A 26,693-nucleotide genomic window follows, 5' to 3' on the forward strand; every position below is an offset into this window, starting at 1 on the left:
GTCCGGCCGGACCCCGGCGGATCCCGGCGTCCGGCCGGACCCCGGCGACGCCCGCGTCCGCCGGGGCGGCGCCGGGTGGGGCCGGCCCGGTTCCGTACTCCTCACGGAGGAGGCCGACCCGTACCCGAGTACCGCCGGGTGCCGCCGGCCTGGGTTCAGGAGGGCCCGGGACGCGGGCCCGGCGGTGCCTGACCCGAACGTGCCCGTGTCCGGGCGGCCATCGTCGAGGAGGTGCTGGAGGAGTGCTCCGCACCGGAGACCCGGGCGGTTCTCGCCGGCACGGCGACCGGGTTCTACCGGCTGGGCGGAACGGGAGGCTCCTGTACGGCGGGTGCACCGGGGCCGTCGGCGGTGCGGGTCCGCTGACGGCCGCCGTCCGACTCGCTCGCCGCCAGTCCCCGGATCTCCCGGCGGAACTCGATCGGGGACCGTCCCGTGCGTTGCGCGAAGTACTTGCTGAACTGTGAGGCGGTGACGAAGCCGAGGTGGTCCGAGATCTGGGCCGCGGTCTCCTCGCCGTGCGCCAGCAGGCGCTTCGCCTCCAGCACGACCCGGCGGTCGATGAACTCCTTCGCGCTGAGGCCGGAGTTGGCCAGCGTCGCCCGCGCCAGGGTGCGCCCCGAGTACCCCAGCATCCGGGCGTAGTCCTCCACCCGCCGGGTGCCGGTGAAGTGCTGCTCGACCGCGTCACGGAACCGCAGATAGGTCTCGTCCGGGTCCGGCACGCGCCCGCCGACCGGAAGGGTGAGATGGGCCAGCCGCAGCAGCAGTACGGCGAGGAGGTGGCGCAGCGCCGCGATGTGCACCTCCAGCGGCAGCCGGCCGAGCGCCCGGAACTCGCGGCTCAGGTGCTCCGCGGCCATGGTCACCGCCTCGGCGTCGGCGGTGACCGGGGTGGTGACGACCGGTGCGTGCGGGTCGTCGACCCGGGCGGCCGTCGCCGTGGCCGGGTCCAGTACGTCCTGCCGGAAGAGGATCAGGGTGCCCTCCGCCCGGGTGACGTCGCCCCACTGGTGCACCTGTCCCGGGCGCACCCACAGCCAGGACCCCGGCTCCAGGGCATGGCCGCTGAAGTCCACGACCTGCCGGAGGTCGCCCTCGGTGAGCGTGAGCAGATGATGGAAATCGGGGCGCTGGGGCCCGGCCAGTGCCTGTGCGGGGACGCGCCGCCGCAGCTCGGCCAGCGACATGACCTCGACTCCGGCGGGTGTGCCCGCGGGTGCGGCGAAGGGGAGCTCCGGGATCTCCCGAGGCGCGTCCTGTCGGTTTTTGGCCATCATCAGTCGGAAGTTTATCCAGCCTCCCCCGCAGACGACGCCGTAGGTTGGTCGTGTCGCCGCGCGGCACCGGAACCCCTCCCTGGCGGAAAGAGGAAAGGACGACGCGCGGTGACGACGGGAGGGTGTGCCGCTCCGACCTCCCGCTCTCGTCACCTGCCCGCGCGGGCCGCCACCCGGCCACGGCCTTCGACACGTGCCCGACCCCGGCGATCCGTGGCACCGGAAAGGACCTTTACGCCGTGAGTACCGTGCCCCGTCCCCTCGCCCCGGCGGCGACCACCACCCCTGCCCCGCTCGCATCGGCGCGCGCGACCTTCCGTGCCTGGCTGGAGGAGGCCGACCGTGTCCTGATCGCGGCCGGCGCGGGGCTGAGCGCCGCCGCCGGCTACGACTACGGCGACACGGAACGCTTCCGGGAACTGCTCCCGGCGCTGTACCGGCTCGGCCTGCGTTCGCGTTACCTGTTCGGTGCGCCCCTGCCCGCGGACATGATGTGGGGTTACTGGGCCGTCCACATCGACGACATCCGCTACGGCTCCGAGCCGAACCCTCTCTACCGTTCGCTGCGGGAGCGGATCGGCGACCGCGACCACTGGGTGATGACGTCCAACGTCGACGGGCTCTTCGCCCGCAACGGATTCGAGGCGGACCGCGTCTTCACCCCGCAGGGGGACTACGGCTCCTTCCAGTGCACGGTCCCGTGCTCGCGGGAGACCTGGTCCGCCCGGCCGTTCATCGACGCGATCCTGGCCGCGTACGACCGCGACACCGGCCGGGTGACCGACTCCCGGGCATTGCCGCGCTGTCCCCGCTGCGGCGCCGACATGTTCCCCAACGTCCGGGTCGGTCCGGAGTTCGTCGACGACGCCCATCTGCCCGCGGGGCGACGGCTGGTCCGGTGGCTCGACGACGCGCCCGCGGACAGCGCCCTGCTGGTGGTGGAGATCGGGGCCGGATTCCAGACGCCCGGCGTGATCCGCGGACCCATGGAGAACCTGGTGCGCCACACTCCTCGGGCCCGGCTCGTCCGGATCAATCCCGACCACCCCGACGTCCCGTCGGACCTCGGGGCCCGAGCGCTGTCCGTGCCCTTCGGAGCGGACCTGCTGCTCGACCGGCCCCGTCCCTGACAGAGAGGCAACGCCATGTCCGAGGCATCCGGCACTTCCGTCCCCACCCTCGCCGTCACCGGGTCCACCGGCCGGCTCGGCGGGCGCGTCGCCCGGCGGCTCGCCGTGCGGGGAGTCCCGCAGACCCTCCTGGTCCGCAGCCCGGAACGTGCCCCACGGCTGCCCGGCGCGGTGGCCGTACGAGCCGAGTACGCCGACCAGAACGCCGTGCGGGACGCTCTCACCGGCACCCGGACCGTCTTCATGGTGTCCGCCTCCGAGAGCGCCGACCGGCTCGCGCGGCACAGGGCGTTCGTGGACGCCGTCGCGGAAGCGGGCGTCCGGCACCTGGTCTACGTCTCCTTCTACGGCGCGGCGCCCGACGCCGCCTTCACCCTGGCCCGGGACCACTTCCACACCGAGCAGCACATCCGCGCGAGCGGCCTGGCGTACACCTTCCTCCGGGACAACCTCTACGCGGAGTTCGTCCCCGACCTCGTCGGCGAGGACGGCGTCATCCGTGGCCCGGCCGGGAACGGACGCGCCGCGTTCGTCGGGCAGGACGACATCGCCGACGCCGCGGCCGCGGTGCTGCTCCGGCCGGACGACCACGCCGGCACGACCTACGACCTCACCGGGCCCGAGTCCCTCTCCCTGGACCAGGCGGCCGCCGTCCTGTCCGAGCGGTTCGGGCGCACCGTCACCTACCAGCCGGAGACGATGGAGGCGGCCTACGCCTCCCGTGCCTCCTTCGACGCTCCGCCGTGGCAGCTGGACGCGTGGGTGTCCACGTACACGGCCATCGCGTCCGGCGAGCTCGACGGAGTCAGCGACGCGGTTCCCCGCCTCACCGGCCACCCCGCCACATCCCTCGCCGACGTCATCCGCGGCGAGGGAGACCGACGGAACGCGTAGGCCGGACATGGATCCATTCATGTCAGCTTTTGACCATCGGAAGGCGCTGTTCGAGCCGGTGATCTCGCCGTCGGCGACATAGTTTGAACACATGGCGCCGCGATCACCGGCCCCACCCCTCGGACTCCACAGCAGGGAAGACAGTCATGAGCAACGCGAAGAACACCGTCCTTCAGGCCACCGCCGAGCTGTTCGGGGACAAGGACCCCTCCGCCGTCGACCGCTGGGTGGCCGCGGACTACAGGCAGCACAGCGCGCTGGCCGCCGACGGCCCCGAAGCCCTCCGCGGGCTCGTCGCCGGCCTCGGCGAGGACTTCCGCTACGACGGCGCACGCGTCATCGCCGACGGTGACCTGGTCGCCCTGCACGGCACGTACCACGGCTTCGGCCCGGACCCGCTCGTCGGGTTCGACATCTTCCGCGTCGACGCCGACGGCAAGCTGGCCGAGCACTGGGACGCCCTGACCCCGCTGGTCGAGGACACCGTCTCCGGACGCTCCCAGACCGACGGCCCGGCCGCGGTCACCGAGACCGGCAGCACCGAGGCCAACCGCGCCCTGGTGGCCGAGTTCGCCGAGAAGGTCCTCGTCGGCGCCGACTACGCGGTGCTCACCGACTACATCTCCACCGAGACCTACCACCAGCACAACACCGAGGCCGCCGACGGCCTGGACGGATTCGGCGCGGCCGCGGCCAAGTGGGCCGAGGAGGGCAAGAACCTCGTCTACAAGAAGGTCCACAGGGTCATCGCCGAGGGCGAGTTCGTCCTGACGCAGTCCGAGGGCGAGTTCGGGGCGGCCGTCGCCTACTACGACCTGTTCCGCGTGGCCGACGGCAGGATCGTCGAGCACTGGGACGTCATCGCCCCCGTCCCGGCCGAACTGCCCCACGGCAACGGCCTGTTCTGACCGTCCGACCACCGGGTCGAGACGATCCGGCCCTCCGCCGAGGGCTCGGCCCCGCGCGCGGGCGTGCGCGCGACCGAGCCCTCGGCACCTCCACCCACCCGGAGCCCTTGATGATCCCGATCCGCGCCGAGTCCGACGCCCTCACCGGCATGGGGACACAGCGCTCGCTGCCCCTGACCGCGTACCGGGCGGCCGTCGCCCTCGACTCACCCTTCCTCCCGACCGCGGCTCCGGCAGCCGCCGACCGACGGGACGCACATCTGCGCTCGGCACTCCGCCTGCTCAGCACGGACCCGGTGGTCTCCCGGCTCGGTCTGCGCTCCGACTCGCTGAGGAACCTCGCCGAACGCGCGACGGAGACGGAGTCCGACGCGGCGGCGGCCCGCGACGTGCTGCGCGCACTACTGACCGTCCGTGACCCCGGTCCCCTGCCGGAAGAGGCGGAACGGGAGCTGGACGCCCTCCTCGGCGCGGAGAGCGGACTGCGGCCCAGGTTCTCGCCACGGGAACTGCCCACGATCGAGGACGAGCTCCCCGACTCGGCCTTCCGGGCGGCGGCCGCGACCACACTGTGGCGCGGTGACCTCACCACCCTGGCCGCGGACGCCGTGGTCAACGCGGCCAACAGCCGGCTGCTGGGCTGCTTCCGGCCCCGGCATCCCTGTATCGACAACGCCCTCCACAACGCGGCGGGGCCCCGCCTGCGCGACGACTGCCACACGATCGTCACGGCGCAGGGCACCCGGGAACCCACCGGTACGGCCAAGATCACCCGGGGCTACCACCTCCCGGCGCGCCACGTCCTGCACACCGTCGGCCCCCTCGTCCAGGGCCGGCCGCACACCGACGACGCCCAGGCACTCGCCTCCTCCTACCGGTCGTGCCTGGACCTCGCCGCGCAGGTGGAGTCGGTGCGCACCGTCGCTTTCTGCGCCGTCAGCACCGGCGTCTTCGGCTACCCCAAGGACGAGGCCGCTTCGGTGGCGCTGCGGACCGTCGAGGACTGGATCACGGCGCGTCCGCACCGTTTCGACCGCGTGGTGCTCACCGTCTTCACGGCGGACGACGAGCGGGCCTACCGCCACGCGCTCGGCGAGTACACCCGTTCCTGACGCCGCCGTGCTTTGCCGGTGGTCGCGCCGGGTGGGATAGTGGTGCGCCGCGGAATCGGCGGAGCATACGGGGGCGCGATGAGCCGGGTGGTGACCGCAGCCATGCTGCGGGTGACGGATGTTCACAAGTCGTACGGGCGAGGCGCGGGGACCGTGCACGCGCTGCGTGGCGTCTCCTTCGAGGTTCCCCGGGGGGAACTCGTCGCCGTGAAGGGACGTTCGGGCTCGGGCAAGACCACCCTGCTCAACATCGTCGGTGGTCTGGACGAGCCGGACAGCGGACATGTGACCGTCGACGGGCTGGACCTGCGGGAGCAGAGCGAGGACGCCCTGCTCGCGCTGCGCCGGGAGCGCATCGGCTTCGTCTTCCAGTCGTTCGGCCTCCTGCCCATCCTCACGGCCGCCGAGAACGTGGGCGTACCGCTGCGGCTGCGGAGGGCGGACCCGCACGAACGGCGGGAGCGTGTCGACCTGTTGCTGTCCCTCGTGGGGCTCGCGGACCATGCGGAGCAGCGCCCGGGCGAGTTGTCCGGCGGACAGCGCCAGCGCGTCGCGATCGCCCGAGCCCTGGCCAACAGCCCCTCGATCCTCATCGCCGACGAGCCGACCGGTCAACTGGACGCGGAGACCGGGCACTCCGTGATGGAACTGCTGCGCGCGGTCGTCCGCAGCGAACAGATCACGGCTCTGGTGGCCACGCACGACGCGACCCTCCTGGACCTCGCGGATCGTGTGCTGGAACTGAACGACGGCGAGATCACCGAGGTCGCCAGGAGCGAGGCCCGGTGACCGCGTCGCGCCGGCTGCGGCGAAGCCGGCGCGACCGGCGACCGGCCCCTGGGTGAGACGCGGCGCTCAGGCCTCGTTCCGGATGTCGTCCGGGCGGACGGCGATGTGGTCGGGCTCCAGTTCCAGGGCGACGCGGTCGCGCATGCCCAGGGCCCGGGTGTACTCGGCGGGCAGCTGGAGGCGGCCGGCCCGGTCGAGCATGGCGTACTCGCGGGCCACCATGTTCTCCTGACCGGTGGCGGAGTCGACCTCGCTGTGGCGCAGGACCTCCGTCGAGGTGCGGCCGTCCCGGATGGCCACCGTACGGCTGACCTCCCCGGCGACGGACTGATCGTGGGTGACGATCACGATGGTGGTCCCCAGTTCCGCGTTGGCCGTGCGGAACGCCGCGAAGACCTGTTCGCCCGTGTGCGAGTCGAGTTCGCCGGTGGGTTCGTCGGCGAGCAGGACCGCGGGACCGTTGGCGAGGGCCACGGCGAGGGCCACGCGCTGCTGCTGGCCGCCGGACATCTCGTGCGGCCGGCGGTCGCGGCATCCGGCGACGTCGAGCAGATCCAGGAGTTCCACGGCCCGCGCGGCCCGGGCCCGGCGCCCGCCGGCGGTGCGCGCCAACTGCAGGGGCAGGGCGACGTTCTGCGCGGCGGTGAGATAGGACAGGAGGTTCTGGGAGGTCTGCTGCCGCACGAAGCCGACGGTCCCGCGACGGTAGGCGAGGCGCTCCTTGGCGGACATCGCGGCCAGGTCGTGACCGGCGACCCGGGCGGCGCCGGCGGTGGGTCGGTCCAGTCCCGCCAGGATGTTCATGAGGGTCGACTTGCCACTGCCGGAGGCGCCGACCAGGGCCATGAGTTCCCCCTGACGAACGAGGAGGTCGAGACCTTGCAGCGCCTGGACCTCCACACCGTCGGCGGAGAAGATGCGTACCACCCGGTCACAGGTGATCAGGGCGTCGTGCCCGTACGCGGCCGCGTCGCGCCGGGCGAGGGCACGGTCGGCGAGTTCGTGGAAGGTCGGGCTGCTGGTCATCGGCTGCTCCTGTCCGGTCCCGTGTCCCGCGGCTCGTCCGGATGGTCGCGGTCCGGTCGTCGATGCGGTCGAGGGTCGTCCCCGCGCGTGAGGTGATGCACCTATGTGTCCCCCAGTCTCAGTTCGCGTACGGAACCGCGGCGGCCGACCCACCAGGCCTGCCCGGCGGGCACTCCGACGGCCAGCAGCAGCACGGTGAGCGCCGGAACCGCCAGGGACAGCGGATCGGTGCGCAGTGCGGCCCCCTCGGCTGCGGACGGGGTCGCCAGGGCGAGGGCCGAGAGGTCGACGCCGGGCGCGAGCAGGTGGATGGCGGCCCAGCCGGTGAGCACGCCACCCGCAGCGGCCAGGAACGCCTGCGGGAGCGCCGTGAGGATCAGCAGCCGACGGCCCTGGGACCGTGTCATGCCCATCGTGCGCAACCGGGCGAGCAGGGCGGCGCGTTCGGGCGCGGTGCGCAGCACGGTCAGGACGAGGGCGAGGACCGCGTACCCGGCGCCCGTGGCGACCGCGGCGCCGTACAGGCGTTCCGCGCCGGACTGCAGCGGTGAGTCGACGTGCCGGTCGCGTTCCTCGGTGCGCAGCCGGACGGTCGCCGCGGAGCCCTTGGCCGCCGCGCGCAGGGCCCGGCCGTTCAGGGCGTCACCGGTCAGCAGCAGGGTCGTCGTGGGCGCCGCGCCGCGGGGCAGGCCGGCCCGGTCCACGATCAGGAACTCGTCGCCGGACACGGCCGGGGTGCGGTCCCTGACCAGGACGATCCGGACGGTGACGGAGGTGCCGTCCGCGAGCAGGACGGAGTGGGGGCCGGTGCCGTACTCGTCGACCACCCCGGACGAGGCCAGCGCGGGCAGGGGCCGCCCGGTACTGCCCGCCGTCGCGCCGTCCTTCGGAGTCAGGCGTGCGGCGTCGAACGGCCCGAGGCCCGTGCGGCGCGCCAGGCGCGCGTACGTGCCGGGGTCCACCGCGGCCAGCGGCAGGGACCCGCTGCCCTGTTCCGGCTTGGCGTCGTAGCTGACACTCGCCTCCGCCACGTCCCGTACGCCGGGCATCCGTTCCACGCGGTCGGGCAGGGTGGGAGGGAGGGCGCCGGTGATGCTCTCGACGCGGCCGTCGGCGCCGACGTCGAGGAGTGCGGCCCGGTCGCGGGCCTCCGTGACCCCGGCCAGGACCGAGCCGCCGAACGCCGCCGTGGTCAGGGCGCTGAGCAGGGCGAGCAGGGGCAGCACGGCGAACCCGGGGGCGCGGGCCACCTGGGCCAGCGACAGCGGGATCACCAGGCCCCGCATCCGGGTGGCCGCCCCGCTCAGCGCCCGCAGCGGAAGCGGGTGCAGGCGGGCCAGCAGCAGGGCCGCGACCACGCCGGTCAGCAGCGGTGCGGCGGCCACCAGGGCGGTGCTGCCGGATCCCTGCCGGCGCAGTGCGACGACCGCCCCCGAGGCGATCACCAGCACGGTCAGTTCCGCCACCGTACGGCGCCGCGAGGGCCGGGCGGCAGCGGCGTCCTGCCGCCCCTCGTGCATCCGCACCGTGCGGTGCGCGACCACGGCCCGCAGGGGGAGCGCCGCGCAGGCCGTCAGGGTGACGGCGAGGGCGGCCGTGATGGCGGGTCCGGTGCGCGCGCCGGGCAGGGCGAGCAGCGCGACGGTCAGTCCGAGGGCGCCGGCCGGCACGGCGACCACCGCGGTCTCGGCCAGCAGCCGGCCGGCCAGACCGGTCAGTGAGGCGCCGCGGGCCCGCAGCAGAGCGAGTTCCGCGCGCCGGCGATCGGCCGCGACGCCACCGGCCATGGACAGGACGATCACTGCGAGGCTGCCGGCCCCGACGGCGGCGAGGAGCAGCAACGGAACGATCCCCGACCGCAGCCGGGCATGGTCCGCGAGGACCGCGTCGAGGTTCGTCTGGGCCTCCAGGCCGTCGTCGACGGCCGACCGCAGGCGCTGCAGTCCCGGGCCCGACTCCAGGGCGGCCACGGCGGACGCCGTACGGTCGAGGTCGCGGCCGTGCAGGGTGGCGGTGTCGGGCGCCACGTTCCAGTACCGCTCCGGACGGCCGGGGGTGCCCAGGAGCGCCGGGCCCGCGTCGGGGGCGAGAAGCAGGCCGCCGAGCCAGTGGACATCCGTCGGCATGAGCTGGGGCGGACGACTCAGCACGGGGGTGCGCAGCACCGGCAGGGCCGACCAGTAGGCGCCCTCGGGGACGCGCGGGGCGACGATCCCGGTGACCTCGACGGCGAGCGGATCCTTCCCCGAGCGCGGCAGGTGGATCACCGAACCGACCCGGATGCGGAGTGCGCGGGCGGTCTCGACGGTGACGGCCGCCTCGACCCGTGTGGTCGCCGAGGTCGCCGGCGTGTCCGTGGTGCGCGGCAGCCTGCCCTCTCTGAGCCGGGCGTGGGAGGCCAGGTCCTGCTGGGCGGCGAGCACCAGTTGGGCGGGATAGCCGGCGGGCTGGGGCAGCCAGCGGTCGGGCGCCTCCAGGGGAACGGTCGTCCGCACCCCGTACGACGACTGCGCGCGGTCGGGTACCAGGGGCGCCTCGGCGGCAGCGAGGACCTCGGCCCGCGCCTCGTCCAGCGGACCGGCGCGCAGGGCCGCCTCCAGTTCCTCGACCGTGTCCATCCAGGACTGGGGCGCCTGCAGCTGCACGGTCGTCTGGTCGGGCAGGGCCTGCTCGACCGCCCGGCGCAGTCCCGCGTCCCCGTACCGGTCGACGGCACGCGGGTACGCGGCGGCCAGCGCGGCCGTCACGGCCACCAGGACCGCGAGGGCCACGGACGTGCCGGCGAAGGCCCTGAGCCGGGTCCACAGCCCGGCCCGGACCCGTGGCGGTGTCGCCTTCGCTCCCCCGTCCCGCGGGGGTACCGGCTGCGCGGTCACTGCGTCACCTCGTCCCTGAGGGCCGTCACGGGCTTCGCCCGTCGCAGGGCGAGGGCGGCGGTGACGAGGGCGGGACCCGCCGCGAGGGCCGCCAGCAGGGCGGTCAGCGGCAGGAGCGGGAGTTCGACCAGGACCGGCGGGACCGGGCGGGTGGCCCGGCCGGTCAGGACGACGAGGGGCACCAGCGCATGCGTCAGCACCGCGCCCAGGGCCGTGCCGACCAGCAGCGCGAGGGTCACCAGAACGCAGTGCTCGACGGCGACCAGCCGGGCCAGCCGTCGGCGCGGTGTCCCGAGGGCACCCAGGACGGCGAACTCGGCGTCCCGGGACCGCATCGCGCCCGCCGCGCTCACGGCGAAGCCGAGCGAGGCGAAGAGCACCGTCACCGCCGCGGCCGCGGTCAGCGCGGCCTCCGGGGCCGCCCCGAACGGGTCGCCGCGCAGTTCCGCCGCTGTCTCGTCGCGCACCATCACCTGCTCCGGATCGACGTCGGGCAGGGCCCGTACGGCCGCTGCCGTGGCACGGGGTTCGGCCGTGCTCAGCCACCACTCGGCGGGCTTCAGGCTGGTCCCGTGGCGGATCTGCAGCACCTGGTTCACGGCCCGGAGATCGACCAGCAGGGCCCCGCCGTCCCGGGCCGTGGCCTCGGTGGTGGGCAGGGCGCTCGCGGTGCGGACGATGCGGACGGGCACGGACCGGCCGTCGAAGGGCACCTTCAGGCGCTGCCCTTCGCGCGCGCCGGAGGCGGTGAGGAACCGGTCGGTGGCAACGGCGGCGATCTCGGGTGGCCGGGGCTGGGCGACCTTGAGACGGACCTCCAGCGGCAGGGCGGGCGGCGAGTTGCCGGACGGCTGGTAGCCGGTGCCGTACGTGAAGGTGACGGGTGCGGTCGAGGTGAGCCGGGGGCGGGTCGGCCGTGCGTCGTCCTCGGGCGCGGCGGCCAGATCTGCCTGCACCGCGGTCGTCCACTTCGCCGGCAGGGACAGCCGTCGGTCGTCGCCGTCACGGGCTGTCGCGGTGAGCGCGCCGAGGACCAGGCGGTGCCGGTCGGCACGGTCGGTCGGCTGCGGCGTGCCGAGAGTGAGCCCGGTCAGCGTCAACGGGCCCCGGGCGCCGTTCAGATCCGGGGTCAGCCGGTGCGGGCGGCCGTCGGCGGCGAGGCTGCCGGAGGGTATCTCGTAGGTGGTGCCGTGCCGGTCCCGCACCGTCAGCGTGACGTCCGCGCCCGGCCCCCGCCCGGTGCTGTGCAGGGTGGCGGTCAGGGTGAGCCGGGTCGTGCCCTCGGGCACCTCGACACCGGCGGGCGCTCCGCGCGGCGCGAGCCCGGCGAACAGCGGACCGTCCGTCAGGTCGTGCCGGGCCCGCACCACGTGGGCGGCCTCCGTCGTGTTCACGGCCAGGACGGTCGCGTTACGGCTGCCGGAGAGCGGCACCGTGCCGCGGAACGCGGGGGCGACGGCGTCGACGTGCGGAAGGTCCGCGTAGACGTCCGTGCGGCCCACGCCGCCGCTCCCGGAGGTCAGGACGCGCAGGTCGGCGCCCACCCGGAAGTCGGCCTGGTCGGCCTGGGAACGGTGCCAGGAGGCGTTCTGCCCGATCGCCATCACACCCAGCGCCACGGAGATGACCAGGAGCAGGACCGGACCCGCCCCCCGCATCGGGCGGCGGCTGAACTGCCAGCCGACCATGGCCGCGGTCAGGCCGTGCCCGCGGGTGACGAGCCGCTCGCCGACGCGTGCCAGCAGGGGCAGCAGCCGCAGGACGAGAACCGTGCCGGCGAGCAGCACCAGGGCGGGCGCCACCACCAGCAGCGGGTCGACGCCGAGGACGCCGCCGCGGTCGGCGGTGACGGCTCCGGAGTCCTGGTCACCGAGCAGCCAGAGAGCGACGCCCGCCACGGCGAGCAGACCGACGTCCGCGCCGGCCCGCAGCGGTGCGGCCAGCGCCTGTGCCCGCGTGCCGGCGCTGCCCGCGAACGAGGCCCGCCACGCCGGGACGGCCACCGCCAGCGCGCACACCGCGGCCACCCCCGCGGCGACCGCCCACACCTCCGGCCGGCCCCCGGCCGGTACGTCCACGCGCACCCCGGTCCCGCCCAGCGCGCCCTGGCCGGCCAGCAGCCGTGTCAGGGGCCCCGACAGCAGCGGCGCCACCACCATCGCCGGCAGGGAGATCAGCAGGGCCTCCAGCGCGGCCAGGCCGGCCAGCCGTGCCCGGGTGGCACCGCGTGCGCGCAGCAGCCGGGTCTCGGCCGTCCGCTCGGAGCTGAGCAGCCCCGCCACGAGCACCAGGGCGCAGGCCGCGAGCAGTCCGAGCTGGCCCGCGACGATCAGCATGCTGGAACGCGTGACGAGCAGGGAGCGTTCGATGCGGTCCAGTACCTCCGGGAGCGCGGTGTCGGCCGCGGTGGCGCTGCTGAGCGCGGGGTTCTTGCGCAGGTGGGCGCTGCCCGAGCGGGCCGCCTCGCGCAGGGCGCCGATCCGCTCCGTCGTCAGCGAGGAGTAGTCGGCCGACACCAGCCAGCCGGACGCGCCGGTGCTCACCCGCCCCGACGTGGGCAGACCGGCGGCCGTGAGCAGGGGGCCGTACGTGGTGTAGCTCGACGCCTGCACGCCGCGCCCGCCGAGGTCGTCCAACCGCCAGTAGGGGGCCCCGGCGTCCACCGGCCGGTACACGCCGGTGATCAGCACCCGCACCGCCGGGCCGTCCAGCCGGTCGGTGACGGTCAGCCGGTCGCCCGCCTCCACCCCGAGCCGCCGGGCGGCGCTCTGCGGCAGCGCGGCCTCGACGGTCCCGCCGCTCACCGTCTCCCGGGGCAGGCGCCCGGCCACGGCGCGCACCTGTGTGCGGTCCAGTGCGGCGAAGAAGGTGAGGTCGGGGTTCTCGCCCCGTTCGGAGGCCGGCCGCAGCGCGGGCGGCAGGGCGTAGGGGCCGGACCGCAGCAGGGTCCGCACGCTCAGGGGCAGCCCGTCGAAGACGGCGCGGGCCCCGGCCCGCACCGCGTCGTCGGCCGCCTTCCGCTGGTCGGCCGGCACGTCGGCCTTGAGCATCAGGGCGGTCTCGGCGGCGGTCCGTTGTCCGGCGAGCGTCCGCCGCAGCGCCGCGTCGCCCATCGCCGTCGAGTAGGCGGTGAGCGCGGCCAGCACGGCCGTGGTCAGCAGCACGGTCAGCAGCACCGCACCGACGAGGGCGCGGTACGCCCACGCCCGCAGCACGATGAATCGCAACGTGCCCGCAGGCACCGCTCGCTCCCCCACCAAACCCCCCGGTTCCAACCACACCCCGGGTCGTAGGTCAGCGACGTCGGCGTGCGGATGCAGAGAGCATTGTAGGACCGACTTTGCTCATCCTGTGATCGGATACGGCGGATCTTGCGGGGAGTTGGTGGAGTGGAGGGCCGCTCGCAGCCGAAGCCGGGCCTCCGCATCTCGCGGTCGGCGTCCTCTCCGGCCCGCGCCGCGCGCATGTCTATCGTGGTCGGCATGTCCGTCGACCTCGTGGGAACCATGTACACGCCCGTCCCCCTGGACGGCCTCGTCCTCGCGGCCGAGGAGACGTCGGCGCGCCTGCTCGGTCTGACGACGGCTCCCGTCATCGACGTGATCGCGGACCGCAGGATCGAGCAGGGGCGGGTGGTCGGCGAAGGCCGGCGTCTCTCCCGGCGGGAACGGAGCACCGAGCTGATCGGCGAGCGGGCCGGCGGCTCCGACGACGAGAGGGCGGGCGGGCGCGACATCGCCTTCCTCGTCGCCGGACACGAGGACGTCGTCCGACTGCTCGTGTTCGACCCGGGCGGAGTGCCCGGGCGCGAGGGCCATGAGGCTGCCGACGGGCAGCGTGAACCGGTGGAGGCGGTCTTCAGTCCCTCGCGGACATGTGCCGGCGTCGTGACCGCGACCGCTCTCGCGCTGGCTGTCGCCGACCTGGGCGGGGGCGAGTTCGTCGACGCCGAGATCCGCATGCTGCCGTCGCGCGAGCCGCATCCCGGGCGGATGATCGAGCGGACGCGACTGCCCGACCGGGGAGACGGCTTCGCCGCACGCTGTGAACGCTTCATGCGGCAGTTCGCCCGGCTGAACGGCTGGCCCCGGACCGTGCACCTGCCGCCCGGCCGACAGGCCGCCCTATGAGGCCGGCCTCCACGTGCCGGCGACGGCCGGCCGGGAGCACGGAATGGAGTTGCGGTGCACACGGCCCGGGCCGAACGATGGTTCTCCATGACACCCCGTGGACAGACGCCACCCGCTGACGCGACGCGCCCCGTCGCCCTGGTGACCGGCGTCGGCCGGACCGTCGGCATCGGCGCGGGCATCGCCCGCCGGCTGGCCGAGGCAGGCTGGAACGTGGCCTTCACCTACTGGACTCCGTACGACGCCCGCATGCCATGGGGCGCCGAAGCGGGCGCCGCGGACACCCTCACCGCGGCCTTGGCCGAGCGGGGCGCCGACGCGGCGGCGGTGGAGGCGGACCTCGCCGACCCGGACGCGGCGGCGCGCGTCTTCGACGAGGCCGAACGTCGCCTCGGCGGCGTCACCGCACTGGTGATGTGCCACTGCGAATCGGTCGAATCCGGCCTGCTCGACACCACCGTCGAGAGCTTCGACCGCCACTTCGCGGTCAACGCGCGGGCCGGCTGGCTGCTGATCCGCGAGTACGGCCGACGCTTCCGCGGGGCGGAGGGCACCGGCCGCGTCCTCAGCCTCACCAGCGACCACACGGTCGGCAACCTGCCCTACGGCGCGAGCAAGGGCGCACTCGACCGCATCACGCTTGCGGCAGCCCACGAACTCTCCCACCTCGGCATCACCGCGAACGTCATCAACCCCGGGCCGGTGGACACGGGCTGGATGTCCGACGGCATCCGGGAGCACGTCCTGCGCCGGACGCCGCTGGGACGTCTGGGCAGCCCCCGGGACACCGCCCATCTCGTGGAGTTCCTGTGCTCACCCCAGGGCCAGTGGGTCAACGGGCAGCTCCTGATGAGCAACGGTGGCTTCGCCGGCTGACCGGCCGCCGCCCGGCCCGACGTCTCCCCCTGCAACCAAGGCGCTCCGACGGGCGTTTGAATCAGTGACCACGGCTGTCCTTCCTCCCGCTCGACCCGTTCGCCGGAGCACCGCTCACGGCCGACGCTGTCGGCGCGGCGGGCCGGGACGGCCCAGGGACGAAGTGAACTCCACGCCGACCACGGGGCGTTCACCGAGTCCGGCACCGACGGCGCAACGACGGCAGCAACGGGGGAACGGGATGAGCGGCGTGGTGATCCATCTTCCGCACGACGAGGAGAGCGGCGGGAGCGGTCACGGACACGGAGTCGGGTCCGGCGGCCACAGCGCGGGCGCGGGCCGGCCGCGGCACCGTGCGGGGCCGGTGACCCTGCGGCTGGGGCCGGGCGGCGTGGCCCGGTTCGGACGCGGTTCGGCCGACACCCCCGTCGAACTGCGGCTCGGTGATCCGGCGGTCTCCCGGCTCGCGGGCGAGATCCGGGTGACCGAGGATCACTGGCAGTTGAGCAACTTCAGCGCCACCCAGAGCTACCTGGTGGAGAACCCGGAGGGCGCGGGAGAGTACGTCCGCGTCCCGCCGCGCCGGGTGGGGGCGCCCATTCCCTTCGAGTTCGCTCGGGTGGTCCTGCCGGCCCGGGAGTCGACGGTGAGCTTCCAGGTGTTCGCGCCGGATCACGTGTACCTCGATCCGGACCGTGCGCAGCACACCGCAGGCCCGTGGGGGACGCAGACCCTCACCGCCTACTCCCTGGACGAGACCGCCACCTACTTCCTCGTTCTGGTGGCGCTCTGCGAGCCCCGGCTGCGCGACGAGTCGGCGGTCGCCGTCCCGACCACGCCCCAGGTCGTCGAACGGCTCAGGACCCGTCCGGAGCACGGCGGCCTCACCGCCCGCGCGGTCAGTTCCCACATCGCCTACCTCGCGGAGGAGAAGCTCCGGCTGGACGTCCCCGCCGCCGTGGAACCGGGGCAGGGTGCCCGCCGCAACGGCAAGCGCGAGGCGATCGTCGGGCTCGCGCTCCGCTTCGGTCTGGTCCACGAGGAGCATCTCGCCCTGCTGCCTCCCCGGACGGCGGCAGGGCTCGGCGCGAGGACGTGCACGGCGTGAGCGATCCCCTGGAGCGGCTGACGCCCGGCTACCGGGTCGGAGACTGGGAGGTCGGCGAACGCATCGCGAGCGGGGGCTGGGGAACCGTCTACGAGGGCCGGCCCACGCTCCCCCGGGACGAGGGGCCGGCGGCCCCGTCCGGGGAAGGCGGGCAGGTCGTCGCGCTCAAGTTCCTGCCCACCGCCGGACTGGCCCCGCGTCAGGCACGGGCCCTCGTGGAGACCGCCCGGCGCGAAACCGAGGTCGGGCGCCGGACCCGCCACCCACGGCTGATCCGGATGCTCGACTCGGTGGTCCTCAGTGAGCCCGGCGACCCCGTTCTCGACGGATCGGTCGTCCTGGTCATGGAACGGGCCGAGCACAGTCTGCGCCGGCTCCTCGAACGAGACGGGCCGGGGCCGGCGGAGTCCGAGAAGGTGCGGCTCCTCACCGAGATCTGCGAGGGGCTGGCCCATCTGCACGGCACCGGCTGGGTGCACGGCGACCTCAAACCCGACAACGTCCTGATCATGGCCGACGGTTCGGCCAGGCTCTCCGACTTCGGTCTAGCCGTGGAACTGGACGGCACCCACGGCTACACACCGCCCCTCGGCACCCCCGACTACCTGCCCCCCGAGCGCTGGAGAGCCCCGCTGGGCGAGCGCGGCGTCCAGGTGCGGCCCAGCAACGACATCTGGGCCCTCGGCATCATGATCCACCAGATGTTCACCGGGGGTGCCTCACCGTTCCCCGGGGCCACCCCGATGGCACGCGGGGCGGCGGCCCAGGAGTACGCCGAGGGGCGCGCGTCGCTGCGGCTGGACAACGCCGTACCGCCCCTCTGGCGCGAACTGGCCGCCGACTGCCTGGCCCCGACCCATGCCGAGCGCGCCGGCCACACCGCCGAGAGCCTGCTCGCCCGGATGCGGACCGCGGCCGTCCCGCGGTCCGGCGGACGGGCGAAGCCGCTGCTCGGCCTCGCCCTGGCCGCCGCGTTGTGCGGGACGGCCGCCACCGGATGGGCGTACTCCTCCGGCGGCGACCGGAGCGGGGCACCGCACACCGCCGAACCGGCGGGCCGGGTCGCCGTGTTCAACGTGGTGGGGCTGTGCCGTGACCGGGCCGAGGACCGCCTTCCGGCGTGCAGCCTCGGCCTGGCCGTGGATCCCGCGCTCCCGTACACCGTCGAGAACGTCGTGGCGCACCGGGTGTGGCACGGGGACGTCCTCGCCGTCGACTGTCATGTGCTTCGCGGGACGCCGGTCAGCGACGAGACCGGCTCACGCTCCACACGGTGGCTGCGGGTCCGCCTCCCGGACGGGTCACCGCAGACGACGGCCTGGCTGCCCGCCGTCCGCACCAAGGACGGCCCCGCGCTGCCCGACTGCTCCTGAGCCGACCGGTCACCTGGGGACCTCGTCGGCCCCGCAGTCACGGATCACGCGGCCGTCGTTGTCCTTCGCCTCGTCGTTCCCCCAGCGCTGGAGGTAGTACGCCGACACATAGGCACGGCCCTTGCCGCCCGGGGCCACCTCGTCGAGATCGGTCAGCAGCCACCAGTGGTTGTACGCGCTGCCCACCTGGAACTTGGCGCCCTTCTTCTTGCACAGGACGTAGTTGGTGCCCTTGTACAGCTTGCCCTGGGGCGCGCAACCCGGCCTGCTGTCGCCCACGCAGTCGACGGCGGCGTAGCCGGTCGCGTCCGCGAAGGTGTCGACCCACTGCTTCGAGGGCTCGCTGCCGCCGCCGCAGGCGTTGGTGCTGGTCACCTTGGGGAAGGTGTCGTCCGGCGAGAGCCGGTACTCGGTGCCCTGGATCACCGGGTGGACGATCTCGTCGTTCTCACCGTTGTTGTCGCCGTTGGTGTCGTAGAGCTGCTCGTAGTGCAGGTGCGCCGAGGTCGTACCCTCCAGACCGAGCCGCCCGAGCGTGGTCCCGGAGTCCACCCGCTGTCCGACCGTCACGTCGACGCGGTCCATGTGCAGATAGACCGTGAACCAGCCGTTGCCGTGGTTGATCTCCACGCCGCCCGGGTCGAACCGTTCGGTGACCGTGCCGGCGGCGGACGCGGCCACCAGGGAGCCGAGGGTGTTCCCGCCCACCCGGTACATGTCGAGCTTCTTGTCGTCGGGCGCATGGCCCCGGTACGTCTGCAGCTGCCAGGTCTGCTGGCAGGCGAAGGGCAGCTTGAAGTCGGGCCGGGCCGCCGGTGCCGCGGGCGCCGAGCGCGCGGCCGGTGGCGCTGCGGAGGCCGCCGACGCCATGGCCGCCAGCGCCGTCAGAACCGCCACGAGCATGCCCGCGAACGTGGCCACCCGGCCCGGGCCTCTCTCTCGTCGGAGCCGCACGGAATCCCACCCCTCAGTCTCGCCGGTCCCCATGACCGTCCCGTCGGCAGGCTGTCCCATGCGGCGGGAGAAGGCACTCCCGCATGTTCCGGAGGTACGCGGGTCTCAGGCGCCGGTGACCCCGTCGATCAACTCACGCAGGAGATCGGCGTGGCCGTTGTGCCGGGCGTACTCCTCGATCATGTGCACCATGATCCAGCGCAGGGAGACCCCGGGTTCGCCGACGTGACCCGCTTCCTGCTCGGACAGCCGGCCCACCGTGTCCAGCGGCACGCCGGCGATCAGCTCACGGCCTCGGGCGACCTGCTCCCGCCAGAGGGCCGTCGCCTCGTCGAGCCCCCGTTCCGGCCGCAGGGCGAACCCGTCGGCGTTGTCCTGCCCGAACACCGGCGGGACGGGCCGGCCCGCGAAGACGCGCTGGAACCAGGTCCGTTCGACCTCGGCCATGTGCTGGACGAGACCCAGCAGGGTCATCGCCGACGGTGCCGCCGCCGCACGGCGTGACTGTTCGTCCGTGAGGCCCGAACACTTCAGGGCGAGCGTCGCACGGTGAAAGTCCAGCCATGCCTCCAGCATGGCCGGCTCGTCGGCGTACGCGGGTGGGACGGGTCGTCCGTCCGGTGTCGTCGTCATGGGAACAGCCTGTCGGCGGCGGGCGTGGTCCGCCGCCGTCTTCGCCGGGGACGAACACACGGCCGGTCGGCTTGCTCGCACGGCCCCGGACCTCACCGAGCACGGATACTCGGATGCGACGAAATCAGGTCACGCCTCTGTTGCGTGGCCGAATCCAGTGCAAAGCTGTGTCGGCGGTGACCTCCATTCCCCCGTTGGAGGCCACCACGCCCGGCCCCGCCCGCGCGCTCCTGCCCGGGCGGGGCCGCGTCGCCCCTCCCGCCCTCCCCACGGGAGGGTCGACGGCTGCGCCGACGGCATCCGGCGCGCAGGGCGGATGTCGGCGGGACGCCGTCGGCGATCGAGAATGGCCGGGAATCGACTCGCTCACATGGACCCGGTCCTCGTACGGGCGTCCGACCACGTCCGGTGTTCCCCGTCCGCGGCCGGGTCGGCCGGTCCGGGCAGCCTGTCGTGGTCCGCCTCCGGGACCGGGCATCCGTCGGCCGACTCGTCGCTCTCGCCGAGGAATCCGCCCGACTGGTGCTGCCACAGCTTGGCGTACGCGCCCTGCGACGCGAGCAGCTCCTCGTGGGTGCCCTGCTCGACGACGCTCCCGCGGTCGAGGACGACGAGACGGTCCATGCCGGCGACGGTGCTCAGACGGTGGGCGACGACGAGGGCGGTACGTCCGTCCATCAGCCGCCACAGGGCGTCCTGGACGAGGAGTTCGCTCTCCGAGTCCAGTGCGCTGGTCGCCTCGTCGAGCAGCAGGATCGGGGCGTCGCGCAGGATCGCGCGGGCGAGGGCCACGCGCTGGCGCTGGCCGCCCGAGAGTTTCACCCCCCGCTCCCCCACCAGCGTGGCGAAGCCGTCGGGGAGCTGGTCGGCGAACTCCGTGACGTGCGCGGCCGCGGCCGCCGCGCGCACCTCCTCGTCGGTGGCCCCCGGCCGGGCGAAGGCGATGTTGTCCCGCAGGCTGCGGTGGAACATGGCGGGTTCCTGCGGGACGTAGGCGATCAGTGAGCGCAGGTCGGTCTGCCGCAGCCGGCTGATGTCCTGGCCGCCGATGGCGAGGCGTCCCCGGTCGATGTCCGCCATCCGCAGCAGGAGCCGCGTGAGCGTGGTCTTGCCGCCGCCCGACCTGCCCACCAGTCCGACGCGGGCGCCCGCGGGCACGTCCAGGTCGAGGTCCCGGAAGATGGGTTTCGCGCCCGCGTGGGCGAAGGTCACCGCGTCGAAGCGGATGCCGGTGTCCTTCGGCGCGAGCGCTTCGGGTTCCGGCGGGTCGAGCACGGTGGGGGGATCCAGCAGGAGTTCGGTGAACTGCGCGGCTTCGGTCATCGAGCTCTCCAGCCGCCGGTAGATCTGGTTGAACTCGAACATGATCTGGGTCGCGTTGGAGTAGTAGGTGAACGCGACGACGATCTCCTCGACTCCCTGGCCCGAGCTGCCGAAGGCGATGGCGACCACCAGGCCCAGCACGTTGGTCAGCACCGACATGGGCGCGATCACCATGTCGACGCGCAGGTTGCCGTAGTCCCAGGACCGCAGCGTCAGCCGCCGGGATTCCGCGACCCGGCTGCGGTGTTCGTCGGCCTCGCGCCGCTCGGCCGCGAACGCCCGGATGGTCTCCATGTTCATGAGGCTGTCGGCGACATGGCCGGAGACCCGGGCGATCGCCGCCTCACGATCGTGGACGAGCCGCTGTCGGCGACGGATCAGCGGTGTCGCCGCCACCGCGGTCAGCGCGATCATCACCACGAGGCCGACGACGAGCATCGGCTCGTAGCTCCACAGCACGACGGCACCGAACAGCAGCGGGACGAAACTGCCCACGATCCGGTAGGTCAGCGTGTCGACGAAGTCCTCGAAGCGCTTGCCGTAGCTGAGGACCCGTTTGGTCAGGGAGCCGGCGAAGTTGTCGTGGAAGAACGCCGCGTCCTTGGCGAGGAGTTCGTCCATGCCGCTCACGTAGAGGTGTTCCATGCCGAGGGCGTCCACGCGGTTCAGGCAGTGCTGCCCGACGCGCCACACGATCTCGGCGAGCACCAGCGTCACGCCGAAGCCGAGCACGTACGGCAGAGCCGCGCCGAGCGTGAGACTGTCGTCGGCCGCCTGTGCCGCCAGTTTGGCGATCAGCAGGGGCGCGACGTACCGCACGCCGATGTTGCCCATGGCCGGCAACAGCAGCGCGGGCAGGGCCAGTCGTCGTAGTCGCAGCACTTCCCGGACGTAGTGGCGCAGCGCGAGGACGACCGCGCTCCTGGCCGGCGCCGGTCCTCGCATTTCTGTGGTCCCCATCACACTCCCGGAGGTTCGGAAGTCGGAAGTGTCCCGTCCGGGGAGGTGACCGGTCCAGGCATTTAACGCGGAACGGCGAGAATCGGACATCGATGACCGTGAGGTGCGCGCCCGGAAGCCTCCCGCGGCGCGCACCCGGTACGGCTGCCGCCCGGTCAGCCCGTCACGAACGTCGTCACACTGCGGGCGGGCAGCGTGGCGGTGAACGACCCGTTGGACACACCGGTGGCGGCCTGGGGTGCGACGCTCCTGCTCGCGTCGGTCAGCCACGACGAGACACGGGACGGCGAACCACTCGTCAGGGTGAACTGCTGACTCACCGCCGACGCGCTCTTGTTGACGGCGACGACGGCGACCGTGGACCCGGTGCTCCGGTACGCCGAGACGTACACGTCCGTCGCCGGCCTGGGCGTCGCGTCGATCCGTACGTAGCCTGGCCGGACGAATCTGGCGAAGTGGGCCATGCAGGCGCCGCGCTTGCTGATCCTGCCGTCCTCACGCAGGGGTCCGTAGCCGCGCCGGATGTACCACCAGATGTACGCCTGGAACTCGGCGTCCACCATGGCGCGGTGCATGTGTTCTCCCACGTCGAGCGCCTGGGGCCACAGGTCCGCCGAGTCGCTGCTGTTGGGGTGGTAGACCTCGGTCATCCAGAGTTCCTTGCCCGCGCCCTTCTGCTTGAACAGGGGGTAGGGGAAGTTGGAGAACGAGGTGCCGTAGAGGTGTGCGCCGACGATGTCCACGTTGGCGAGCGCGACCGGGTCGTTGAGGATCGGGTCCGACATGTTCTTCAGGTACTGAAACGACTCCGGCGCGATGACCCTGGTGCCGATCGAGCCGGCGTTCTCCCGCAGGAACCGGAGCATCTCGGCGGGGGTCCACCACGTCCAGTCGTGCGCGTAGTCGGGCTCGTTCTGCACCGAGATGCCGTAGAGGTTCACTCCGTTGTCCCGCATGTACGTGGTGAAGTCGTTGAGGTGCTGGGCGTAGGCGCCGTACATGTCGTACCGCAGGCGCCGGGCGTCGGTCTGGCTGCCGCGTACGAAGGTCTCGACCATGCGGGCGGGCGGATTCCACGGCGACGCGATGACGGCCGCCCCGAGCTGGGCCGCGCGTTTCGCCGTCGCCAGGTCGCGGTTCCAGGCCGCCCGGTCCTCGGGGACGGGGATCCGCAGCAGCGACAGTCCCAGTTGCCCCTCTCCGGCCCCGAACGCCGTGTCCCGCTGGGCGGCGGTGAGGTCTCCGATCCACGCCGTGTGGGTCATGCCGCCGAAGCCGCGGATCGTCTGGCGGCGCGCGGACGGATCGATGACCGCCGTCGCGGCCGCGGCTCTCACGGCTCCGGCGGCCGGCGGCGCGACGGCGGTGAGGATCGGCAGGGCGCCCACCGCGGCCAGCACGGTCCTGCGGCTCGGTGACCCTCCGCGTCCGCGCTCCGGCTCGTTCTGACGCTCGGTCATGTCATCTCCTCCTGGCTGCCACCCGGCTCGGACCCCTCGCGCCCCCTCACCATGGGAGCGCTCCCACCCGTTCTTGGCGACACCACATCGAGCCATTCTTCTCCGCGCCGGGCCGAACGCCGCCCGTCCCGCCGGCGCTCGTGCGGCAAAGGTGCCGCATTACCCCGGCCGGACCACTGCGCTCCCCTGCGGGCGAATACACTCTGCGCCATGTCGAAGCCTGACAAGCTGCTCATTGACGTCGCCGCCCTGGTCGAGTCCAAGAAGAGCAACCAGATGTCCCTGACCGTGGTCACCAACGGTGCCGTCATCACCGGCAGACTGGCCCCCGAGACGGTGTGGAGACAGCGGGTGTCGGACGTACTCAGGGACTCCGACCGCCTGGGCGAGTTCTCCGCCATGTTCGAAGCCCCCGACCGGTCGGACGGGGCGCCCACTCATCTGCACTTCCACGTCGCCCGCATCCTGCAGGGCACGGTGGGCATCCCGGAGACGGGAGGGATGTACCGCGTGGCGATCGAGGACGTCAGCGCCTGGACGGTGGGCGACTTCAGCTACTCCGACACCTGAGCGACGGCGGGCGGTCCCCCGCGCCGACGACCGGCGTGGCGGGACCGCCCGGGTGCCCCGGCCGACCGCGCCGGCCTGCCTCGGGACAGGCCGGCTCCGTCCGGCGGACCGGCGGACAGGTGCCGTGCGAGGCTCAGGCCTTCTTCGTGAAGACGAGCACCTCCGTGGAGCCGACGCCCATGGGCGCCAGGAAACCGGCCTCCAGGGTGCAGTCGAGGGTCGCGAAGAGGTCCACGCACGTCTGGCGCGGCATGGGGGCCGGGTAGGAGTCGTGTCCCGAGCCGCCCTCCGCCGCCCAGGCGCGTACCGTCGCGGGGTCCAGGCAGTTCTCCGTCATGACGTCGAAGACGATCCGGCCACCGGGCCGGGTGACGCGCGCCATCTCCAGGAAGTAGCGCGAGGCGCAGAGGAAGGTCACGGTGTTGAAGACCTTGTGGGCCTGGAGGAGGTCGACGCTGCCGTCGGGTGTCGGGGCGAGGCTGCTCCCCTCGGTCGGCTGGGCGACGACACCGAACGTCTCCACCAGGTAGTCCGCCCAGGGCTTCGCCGTCTCGTAGATCTCGTAGCGCTCCGGCGAGCATTCCTTGAGCGTCTTCTCCAGGTACCGCCCGGACCCGGGACCGATCTCCAGCACCCTGGCCGGGTCGCCTTCGAAGACCCCGCGGGCGCGGAGTTCGTCGACGGTCTTCCGGGTGGCGCCGGGCGTCTTGTTCATGACCTCGTCGATGTGGTCGCCGACCGACAGGCCCGACGCGCGCGCGGCCCGCATCGTCGCCTCGAACGGAAGGAAGTCGTCGACGCCACCCCGATTGTCGGTACTGCGCACGATGTCGAATCCGGCGCGCCCCAGAAGGCGCCGGACACCGGACTTCACCACTGACGGACCCTTGCCCACCGCATTCATCAGGCACTCCCCCCAGAACGTGTCCACCCTCGGCGTCAGCATAGGAGTGCGAAGGCGGGAGCGCAGTGGGATGACGAATTCACCCATCACCCGTCGAAGGCCGATACACCGCATCAGGGCCCTTTGCCCGGTATACCCCTCCCTGTGGGGATCAGCTGCCTGTCTTCCCCGCCGAGGCCGTCTCCCGGCCCCGGCGGCCGACCGGCGGGGTGCTGCGTACGCTCCGGCGTGCCCCGGGACCCGGACACCGAGGTCCCGGGGCGCGGCCGACGACCTCAGACGTCCCGGCGCAGGAGAAACGCCGACAGTGCGCGGAGCTCGTCGACGGCCGCGCTCCGCGGCGCGAGGTCCGCCAGCGCGTCCTGTGCCGCCGTGATGTGACGGCGTGCCTCGTCGAGCGCCGCCGCCCGGCCCCCCGCCGCCTCGACGAGGACGGCCGCCTCCCGCGGGTCCGCGTCCGAGGCCAGCAGCTCGGCCAGCCGCCGCGCCTCGGGGGAGCCCGCATCGAGCGCGGCCAGTACGGGGAAGGTCTTCTTGCGCTCGCGAAGGTCGCCGTGCACGGGTTTGCCGGTGATCTCGGGGTCGCCCCAGATGCCCAGCACGTCGTCGACGATCTGGAAGGCCAGACCGAGGCGGCGGCCCGCCCGGTCGAGCGCCGCGACCGCAGCGGGCGGGCCACCGCCGAGCAGGGCGCCGAGCGCTGCCGCGCAGCCCAGCAGCGCGCCGGTCTTCCGCTCGGCCATGGCCCGGTACTCCGCCGGGCGCACCCGCTCCGGCCCCGCCCAGGGGCGTGCGGCGAACAGCAGGTCGTCCGCCTGCCCGCGCACCAGCTCGCCGAGCGCCGCGGACAGGGTCCGCAGGGCGGACGCACCCGGCTCCGCCGTGGCGAGCGTCTCGACGGCCAGCGCGAACAGGGCGTCACCGGCGAGAACGGCGGGCCCTGTGCCGTACGCCTTCCAGACCGTCGGGCGACGGCGACGTTCCACGTCGCCGTCCATGATGTCGTCGTGCAACAACGAGAAGACGTGGACCAGTTCCACCGCGACCGCGGCGGGCACCCCGGCCCGGGCGGGAGCCCCCACCACTTCGGCGCCCAGCACGGCCAGGGCCTGCCGCACTCCCTTGCCGCCGGACGCGGCCGTGGGAGCGCCGCCCACCTCGCACCAGCCGAACGAGTACGCGGCCATCTCGCCCACCCAGGGGTGCGTCCGTCCGACCGCCTCCCGCAGCGCGGGGCGCACCAGCTCGCGGCAGCGTTCCAGGACGAAGGGGACGTCGACCGGCGGCCGCAGTGCCGTGGAGAGCGCCGTCACCGTGCCGCCTCCACCCGGACGCCGCCCCGCGGCTGGGGCCGGATCCCTAGTTCCTCGTGCGCCCGCGCCACCATCTGCCGGGCGTGCCGCAGCCCGATCCGCTCCAACTCCTGCTCCAGCGCGGCCAGTTCGGCTGCCGTCTCGTCGTGGTCCCGGCCGAGCCTGGCGAGTGACTTGGCCAGTCCCAGCCGGGCCAGCGCCTGCCCGCGCGGTTCGCTCATCTCGCGGAACTCGCCCAGGGCCAGCTCGTAGGTGTCCCGCGCCTCGGCGTAACGCCCGGCCCGGTAGTGGACGTTGCCGCGCATCTTGTGGTTGTAGGCCAGCGCGCTGGACAGGCGCATCTCCCGGCAGGTGGCCTCCGCCTCCGACAGCAGGGCGAGCGCGCGCTCCACGTCCCCGTCGCGCGCCGAGACGATGTCGGCGAGCCCGCGCAGCGCCCAGGCGTGACCTCGCCGGTCGTCGGCGCCCACGGCTATCCCGGCCGCCTCTTCGAACAGCGTGTACGCGCTGTCGTACGCCCCCTGCTGACGGTGGATCTGCGCGATGCCCTCCAACGCCCACACGGTGTGCCGCGCCTCGCCGCGCCGCCGGGCCTCGGCGAGCAACTGCTCGTGCAGCTGGGCGACGGCTTCGTAGTCGCCCTGGATCCTGCCGGTCTCGGCCAGCCCGGCGAGGGAGTAGCCGCGGACGACGACGTCGCCTCCCCGCGCGCCCAGGTCGGCCGCGAGTCCCAGGAGCCGCCGGGCCAGTGCGAACGAGCCGCGCTGCCGGGCCAGCGTCCCGCCGCTCCACAGTGCCCAGGCCATGGCCCCCTGGTCCCCGGCCGCCCTGGCCGCCCGGTAACTCGCCTTCCACGCCTGGTCGGCGTCGCCGATCTGCCCCAGCCGCCGGTGCGCCTCGGCCACCGCGAGCCCGGAGCGGGCCGCCTCACCGTGCTGCCCGGCACGCTCGGCCGCTCTCAACTGCCGTGTGCCGGCCGCCAGTACCTCGGTCAGCGAGGAATTCACGGACAGGGTGGTCAGGGCGCCCTGGTATTCGGGGGCGAACGCCTTGCCGTACATGGTTGCCTTTCGG

The 26,693-nt window shown here is 73.5% G+C and carries 21 protein-coding genes; 10 read left to right on the forward strand and 11 right to left on the reverse strand.

The features are described 5' to 3' along the window. Window positions 1–293: 293 nt before the first annotated feature. Window positions 294–1,280, reverse strand: a complete 987-nt coding sequence (locus tag SCAB_RS02215) for a helix-turn-helix domain-containing protein (RefSeq protein ID WP_012998417.1) — start codon at window positions 1,278–1,280, stop codon at window positions 294–296. A 239-nt stretch (window positions 1,281–1,519) separates the two neighbouring features. Here SCAB_RS02215 and SCAB_RS02220 point away from each other — a divergent pair, with 239 nt between their 5' ends. The 5 genes from SCAB_RS02220 (at window position 1,520) to SCAB_RS02240 (ending at window position 6,113) form a co-directional block, all read left to right on the forward strand. Then, window positions 1,520–2,410 carry an SIR2 family NAD-dependent protein deacylase gene (locus SCAB_RS02220; RefSeq protein ID WP_231884885.1) on the forward strand — a complete coding sequence of 297 codons (891 nt, stop codon included), beginning with the start codon at window positions 1,520–1,522 and terminating at the stop codon, window positions 2,408–2,410. Between the two features lie 15 nt (window positions 2,411–2,425). Next, window positions 2,426–3,304 (forward strand): SDR family oxidoreductase, encoded by an 879-nt coding sequence (locus tag SCAB_RS02225; protein WP_012998419.1) that lies wholly within the window; start codon window positions 2,426–2,428, stop codon window positions 3,302–3,304. Between the two features lie 146 nt (window positions 3,305–3,450). Next, window positions 3,451–4,212 carry a nuclear transport factor 2 family protein gene (locus SCAB_RS02230; RefSeq protein ID WP_012998420.1) on the forward strand — a complete coding sequence of 254 codons (762 nt, stop codon included), beginning with the start codon at window positions 3,451–3,453 and terminating at the stop codon, window positions 4,210–4,212. 110 nt (window positions 4,213–4,322) lie between these two features. Next, window positions 4,323–5,324, forward strand: coding sequence for a protein-ADP-ribose hydrolase (locus SCAB_RS02235; protein ID WP_012998421.1), 1,002 nt, complete (start codon window positions 4,323–4,325; stop codon window positions 5,322–5,324). Between the two features lie 78 nt (window positions 5,325–5,402). After that, a complete protein-coding gene (locus SCAB_RS02240) occupies window positions 5,403–6,113 on the forward strand; it encodes an ABC transporter ATP-binding protein (RefSeq protein WP_012998422.1) in 711 nt (236 codons plus the stop codon). A 66-nt stretch (window positions 6,114–6,179) separates the two neighbouring features. Here the strand turns inward: SCAB_RS02240 and SCAB_RS02245 are convergent, their stop codons facing one another. From SCAB_RS02245 to SCAB_RS02255, 3 genes are all read right to left on the reverse strand, one after another. Further along, window positions 6,180–7,139, reverse strand: a complete 960-nt coding sequence (locus tag SCAB_RS02245) for an ABC transporter ATP-binding protein (protein WP_012998423.1) — start codon at window positions 7,137–7,139, stop codon at window positions 6,180–6,182. 101 nt (window positions 7,140–7,240) lie between these two features. Further along, a complete protein-coding gene (locus tag SCAB_RS02250) occupies window positions 7,241–10,015 on the reverse strand; it encodes an FtsX-like permease family protein (RefSeq protein ID WP_012998424.1) in 2,775 nt (924 codons plus the stop codon). After that, window positions 10,012–13,257, reverse strand: a complete 3,246-nt coding sequence (locus SCAB_RS02255) for an FtsX-like permease family protein (RefSeq protein WP_231884886.1) — start codon at window positions 13,255–13,257, stop codon at window positions 10,012–10,014. The genes SCAB_RS02250 and SCAB_RS02255 overlap by 4 nt, the downstream gene beginning before the upstream one ends. Window positions 13,258–13,497: 240 nt before the next feature. Between SCAB_RS02255 and SCAB_RS02260 the strand changes: the two genes are divergently transcribed. The 4 genes from SCAB_RS02260 to SCAB_RS02275 all read left to right on the forward strand — a co-directional run bounded on the left by SCAB_RS02260 (window position 13,498) and on the right by SCAB_RS02275 (window position 17,502). Then, window positions 13,498–14,145, forward strand: a complete 648-nt coding sequence (locus SCAB_RS02260; protein WP_148274172.1) for a hypothetical protein — start codon at window positions 13,498–13,500, stop codon at window positions 14,143–14,145. An 87-nt stretch (window positions 14,146–14,232) separates the two neighbouring features. Then, window positions 14,233–15,021: an SDR family oxidoreductase gene (locus SCAB_RS02265; protein WP_037724936.1), complete on the forward strand. Its 789-nt coding sequence runs from the start codon at window positions 14,233–14,235 to the stop codon at window positions 15,019–15,021. 241 nt (window positions 15,022–15,262) lie between these two features. Next, the gene (locus SCAB_RS02270) at window positions 15,263–16,129 is read left to right on the forward strand and encodes a serine/threonine protein kinase (protein ID WP_247198879.1); all 867 of its coding nucleotides are present in this window, start codon (window positions 15,263–15,265) and stop codon (window positions 16,127–16,129) included. After that, window positions 16,117–17,502: a serine/threonine-protein kinase gene (locus SCAB_RS02275; protein ID WP_012998429.1), complete on the forward strand. Its 1,386-nt coding sequence runs from the start codon at window positions 16,117–16,119 to the stop codon at window positions 17,500–17,502. The genes SCAB_RS02270 and SCAB_RS02275 overlap by 13 nt, the downstream gene beginning before the upstream one ends. A gap of 9 nt (window positions 17,503–17,511) precedes the next feature. Here SCAB_RS02275 and SCAB_RS02280 read toward each other — a convergent pair whose 3' ends face one another. The 4 genes from SCAB_RS02280 to SCAB_RS02295 form a co-directional block, all read right to left on the reverse strand. After that, window positions 17,512–18,405 (reverse strand): M23 family metallopeptidase, encoded by an 894-nt coding sequence (locus tag SCAB_RS02280; protein ID WP_037724940.1) that lies wholly within the window; start codon window positions 18,403–18,405, stop codon window positions 17,512–17,514. A 156-nt stretch (window positions 18,406–18,561) separates the two neighbouring features. Then, entirely contained in the window at window positions 18,562–19,089 is a 528-nt protein-coding gene (locus tag SCAB_RS02285) for a DinB family protein (RefSeq protein ID WP_086022836.1), read from the reverse strand. 366 nt (window positions 19,090–19,455) lie between these two features. Continuing rightward, entirely contained in the window at window positions 19,456–21,372 is a 1,917-nt protein-coding gene (locus tag SCAB_RS02290) for an ABC transporter ATP-binding protein (protein ID WP_037724883.1), read from the reverse strand. A 155-nt stretch (window positions 21,373–21,527) separates the two neighbouring features. After that, window positions 21,528–22,832, reverse strand: a complete 1,305-nt coding sequence (locus SCAB_RS02295; protein WP_012998433.1) for a glycoside hydrolase family 30 beta sandwich domain-containing protein — start codon at window positions 22,830–22,832, stop codon at window positions 21,528–21,530. 210 nt (window positions 22,833–23,042) lie between these two features. Between SCAB_RS02295 and SCAB_RS02300 the strand changes: the two genes are divergently transcribed. After that, window positions 23,043–23,402, forward strand: coding sequence for a hypothetical protein (locus tag SCAB_RS02300; RefSeq protein WP_012998434.1), 360 nt, complete (start codon window positions 23,043–23,045; stop codon window positions 23,400–23,402). Between the two features lie 133 nt (window positions 23,403–23,535). Here SCAB_RS02300 and SCAB_RS02305 read toward each other — a convergent pair whose 3' ends face one another. The 3 genes from SCAB_RS02305 to SCAB_RS02315 form a co-directional block, all read right to left on the reverse strand. Beyond that, complete coding sequence (locus SCAB_RS02305) at window positions 23,536–24,306, reverse strand: methyltransferase domain-containing protein (RefSeq protein ID WP_037724885.1); 771 nt, start codon at window positions 24,304–24,306, stop codon at window positions 23,536–23,538. Window positions 24,307–24,581: 275 nt separating this feature from the next. Continuing rightward, a complete protein-coding gene (locus SCAB_RS02310; protein WP_012998436.1) occupies window positions 24,582–25,619 on the reverse strand; it encodes a polyprenyl synthetase family protein in 1,038 nt (345 codons plus the stop codon). Further along, the gene (locus SCAB_RS02315) at window positions 25,616–26,680 is read right to left on the reverse strand and encodes a tetratricopeptide repeat protein (RefSeq protein WP_012998437.1); all 1,065 of its coding nucleotides are present in this window, start codon (window positions 26,678–26,680) and stop codon (window positions 25,616–25,618) included. The genes SCAB_RS02310 and SCAB_RS02315 overlap by 4 nt, the downstream gene beginning before the upstream one ends. Window positions 26,681–26,693 lie beyond the last annotated feature (13 nt).

It is taken from the genome of Streptomyces scabiei 87.22, from assembly GCF_000091305.1.
GTDB classification, from domain to species: Bacteria; Actinomycetota; Actinomycetes; order Streptomycetales; family Streptomycetaceae; genus Streptomyces; species Streptomyces scabiei.

Coding starts and splice junctions, on each gene's coding strand:
- SCAB_RS02215 (WP_012998417.1), bottom strand. CDS start 1,280: ATGATGGCCAAAAACCGACAGGACGCGCCTCGGGAGATCCCGGAGCTC.
- SCAB_RS02225 (WP_012998419.1), top strand. CDS start 2,426: ATGTCCGAGGCATCCGGCACTTCCGTCCCCACCCTCGCCGTCACCGGG.
- SCAB_RS02230 (WP_012998420.1), top strand. CDS start 3,451: ATGAGCAACGCGAAGAACACCGTCCTTCAGGCCACCGCCGAGCTGTTC.
- SCAB_RS02235 (WP_012998421.1), top strand. CDS start 4,323: ATGATCCCGATCCGCGCCGAGTCCGACGCCCTCACCGGCATGGGGACA.
- SCAB_RS02240 (WP_012998422.1), top strand. CDS start 5,403: ATGAGCCGGGTGGTGACCGCAGCCATGCTGCGGGTGACGGATGTTCAC.
- SCAB_RS02245 (WP_012998423.1), bottom strand. CDS start 7,139: ATGACCAGCAGCCCGACCTTCCACGAACTCGCCGACCGTGCCCTCGCC.
- SCAB_RS02260 (WP_148274172.1), top strand. CDS start 13,498: ATGTCCGTCGACCTCGTGGGAACCATGTACACGCCCGTCCCCCTGGAC.
- SCAB_RS02265 (WP_037724936.1), top strand. CDS start 14,233: ATGACACCCCGTGGACAGACGCCACCCGCTGACGCGACGCGCCCCGTC.
- SCAB_RS02270 (WP_247198879.1), top strand. CDS start 15,263: ATGAGCGGCGTGGTGATCCATCTTCCGCACGACGAGGAGAGCGGCGGG.
- SCAB_RS02280 (WP_037724940.1), bottom strand. CDS start 18,405: ATGCTCGTGGCGGTTCTGACGGCGCTGGCGGCCATGGCGTCGGCGGCC.
- SCAB_RS02285 (WP_086022836.1), bottom strand. CDS start 19,089: ATGACGACGACACCGGACGGACGACCCGTCCCACCCGCGTACGCCGAC.
- SCAB_RS02290 (WP_037724883.1), bottom strand. CDS start 21,372: ATGGGGACCACAGAAATGCGAGGACCGGCGCCGGCCAGGAGCGCGGTC.
- SCAB_RS02295 (WP_012998433.1), bottom strand. CDS start 22,832: ATGACCGAGCGTCAGAACGAGCCGGAGCGCGGACGCGGAGGGTCACCG.
- SCAB_RS02300 (WP_012998434.1), top strand. CDS start 23,043: ATGTCGAAGCCTGACAAGCTGCTCATTGACGTCGCCGCCCTGGTCGAG.
- SCAB_RS02305 (WP_037724885.1), bottom strand. CDS start 24,306: ATGAATGCGGTGGGCAAGGGTCCGTCAGTGGTGAAGTCCGGTGTCCGG.
- SCAB_RS02315 (WP_012998437.1), bottom strand. CDS start 26,680: ATGTACGGCAAGGCGTTCGCCCCCGAATACCAGGGCGCCCTGACCACC.